Origin of the sequence: Moorena sp. SIO4A1 (genome assembly GCF_010672065.1) — a bacterium.
Lineage (GTDB): Bacteria > Cyanobacteriota > Cyanobacteriia > Cyanobacteriales > Coleofasciculaceae > Moorena.
The window spans coordinates 1-2434 of the sequence record NZ_JAAHHX010000285.1 but is presented as its reverse complement, the minus strand read 5'-3'; the positions used below and the strand labels follow the sequence as shown (position 1 = coordinate 2434).

Below are 2434 nucleotides of genomic sequence, written 5' to 3'. Positions count from 1 at the left end.
TCCCATCCAAAATTAATGCACCCAGAGTTAAGCCGATTGATAGAATATATAGGAGTTTAGTTCCCGTTAAGTTGAACAACTGCCCAGACAATCGTTTAGAATCTACCACAAGCCTCTTATTCCTTTTTTTCGAACACTCCTCACAAAGATACAATTCCCTGTATCTTTGTTCATATCCGTATAATTTACGGTTACGAGTCAAATCCTAACATCAAAGGTATGCGATCGCTCAGGGTAGGATTGATTTTTGGCAATTTACGAGATGATCAAGGCATGACCGGATCACAGTTGCGTAGGGTGCGTTAGGGGCGGAAAGCTTCTGATGTTTCGCTTTGTAGCCAGGGTTGGTATACTCCGCCCCGTAACGCACCACCCAAGGGAGAGCCCTCATTTTCCGCCTCTTCGCCCCTTGTTGGGACAGCCCGCCTGGGAATTGAAACAGGCAAGATGCCTGTTCCACGCCTGATGCCTGTTCCACTGGGTTAACCATGGTGCAACTCCACTGTAATGATCACAGCTTTAATCGAAAAAGAGACAATCTTGTTGTCGTTGGCTTAACCCGCTGGCAATGACTTGCAACTGGTGTTTAGAGAAATTTCTCTCAAAGGTTGTGATCGGTCGTCTAGAGGTGTAGGCGAAAGTAATTGAGTATCGCTGTGATCCAGTAGGTGGTTTCAGACGATGGAAAATGCTGCGTGTGTCAGTAAAAATTACTGTGCCATAGGGTCCTGGGCAAGGGATCCAGGTAGCTTTAGGGGCAACCCTTGTCATCTCTTGATCCGAGACAAAACCAGAACTGTAATAATTGTAGTTCAGGGCTTGAGCTAATGATGAGGTTAAATGTCTGGGAATATATTCAAAAGGGCCACCATCTAACCCCACATCATTGAAGTAGATAATGATTTTCACCATGCGATAGTCTTCTGGATCTACGTGCCATTGCCTGACATGTACTGGTTTTCCATCCGCAATAGTCCTTTGAAGGGTTACACCAGCCAATAACACTGGAACACCAAGGTAATTTTCTACAATATCAAGCAATCGTTCGTTAAGTGCCCACTTAAAAATTTGTGGGTAACTAATTAGCTCTTCGCGATAGGTTATACAAGACTCAAGTTTCGGTATAGGTAATCCCCGTAATTTTGGGAAGATATCCTCAGCACTATCTATCAGTTCCTTATAGGAAATTGCTAACTCTTCTAAAGAAGTAACAACCGTTCCTTGTTTCAAGAGAGAATTCAACAACGGTAAATCTACTGGATCTAGGGCAGGTAGGGAGTTAGCATGATTTTCTAGTCTTTTTATATAGTCACCATAATACAGGTGATCTAGCATCGGTATTCGCAAAGACTCTCTCTTAAGTTTTCCCGGTAAACGTTTGATTTTTTTAACTAAATAATTTTCATTCAATATCATAAAAATAGTTTTATAAAATCGATACTATAAGACCATCTATTTTCTAGGTTATAACTGATATAGTTACTTTTGCTAAAGCAATAGATAGCGTTTCTCATAACTATTAGGTGCGCTTTCCGTTGGCGAATTAAATTCGCCACGGGTCGCACCTGAACTAGACAGGATGTTTTCCCTACTCCCTACTCCCTACTCCCTACTCCCTACTCCTTGCTCCCTTTGCTCCTAAAAAAACTCACGAAACTTTTCCATAAGCATCTAAAAGTTTAGGCGCTTGATGACGCCATTCCAGCATTTCGTCCATCCTGCGTCTACCTTCTGCTCCCATTTTTTCTCTGAGTTGAGGAGACTTGAGAAGTTCGAGAATTTTCTCAGCAAACTCCAGCTCGTCATTAGGCGTAGCATAAACAGATGCATTGCCTGCAGAGTGTCTTCCCTCTCGGAGGTCAAACTGAACAATGGGTTTACCTAGAGCCATGTACTCCAAGATTTTATTCATAGTGCAGTTTTCGTTATAAGCCGATGTGGGAGAGGGTTCCACACATACATCGCAACTGGAAAGCCGCTCTAAAAGTGCTTCCCCGGTCTGAAATCCTGTGAATTCTACAAAATCAGTCAGGTCAAGCTGTTTAGATAAAGCCTTGAGGGTTTCAGCAGCAGGGCCACTGCCAATTAGCATGAAGTGAATATCTTGGCGCTTCTTTTCCTGCACAATGTAACGTATTGCCCTGAGAAGATAGTCAATTCCCTCCGGTTCCCCCATAACCCCCATATAACCGACCAGATAGTCACGACCTCTGCGGTAACTCGGGTTTGAGGGCATGATCCGAAACCGTTCTAGATCAGGAGCACTGCGCACTACAACTACTTGCTCTGGTTTCTTCCCCCCTCGGGTAAGGGCGACTTTGCGATGGGATTCATTAGTTGAAATCACCATGTCTGCCGTAGCATAAGTCAAGCGCTCAGCCCAGCGTAGACCATGATAGAAGATATCTTTTCGTCCATACTTGGCGATGTACAA

General features: G+C 43.7%; 3 protein-coding genes. All 3 read right to left on the bottom strand.

Annotation, left to right across the window (positions count from 1 at the left end; translation table 11 throughout):
• Positions 1 to 229: 229 nt before the first annotated feature.
• On the bottom strand, positions 230 to 490 hold the full coding sequence (locus F6K53_RS37345) for a hypothetical protein (RefSeq protein ID WP_075905451.1): 261 nt from the start codon (positions 488 to 490) through the stop codon (positions 230 to 232).
• 29 nt (positions 491 to 519) lie between these two features.
• Positions 520 to 1347, bottom strand: a complete 828-nt coding sequence (locus F6K53_RS37340) for a hypothetical protein (protein WP_293084663.1) — start codon at positions 1345 to 1347, stop codon at positions 520 to 522.
• 301 nt (positions 1348 to 1648) lie between these two features.
• The coding region (locus tag F6K53_RS37335) for a glycosyltransferase family 4 protein (protein ID WP_293084661.1) at positions 1649 to 2434 on the bottom strand (786 nt) is incomplete at its 5' end.

What these genes read in the sequence shown, in the direction of transcription:
- F6K53_RS37345 (WP_075905451.1), bottom strand. Translation starts at nt 490, where the DNA reads ATGGTTAACCCAGTGGAACAGGCATCAGGCGTGGAACAGGCATCTTGC.